Here is a 252-nt window from a genome sequence, read left to right as displayed (position 1 = left end):
CTTCCTATCGTTCGCTTACGCGTGGAATATGCGTTCGGTTTGCCGTGGAATCAGCGTTCGCTTTGCCGTGGAAACCGCGTTCGGTTTGCTCTGGAATCCGCGTTCGCTTTGGCCTGGAATACGCAGCAACTCACGATTGCGGTGGACTTTGTCGCCGGCAGCCGCTTCGCTTATCCCGGCGTCACCGGCGAACACCCGGTGCATGACACGCAAATCAAGCGGTTGCGGCACCTGAATTTCTTTCAGCACGAG

1 pseudogene is annotated in these 252 nt (G+C 57.5%); it reads left to right on the top strand.

The annotated features are described in order from the left end of the window. Positions 1-120: 120 nt before the first annotated feature. Positions 121-252, top strand: a pseudogene (locus tag GWC77_RS30025) (ISL3 family transposase); the annotation flags it as partial.

The organism is Paraburkholderia sp. NMBU_R16, from assembly GCF_013282575.1.
GTDB lineage: Bacteria > Pseudomonadota > Gammaproteobacteria > Burkholderiales > Burkholderiaceae > Trinickia.
The sequence above is the reverse complement of the archived record's forward strand: the minus strand, read 5'-3'. Positions and strand labels throughout refer to the sequence as shown.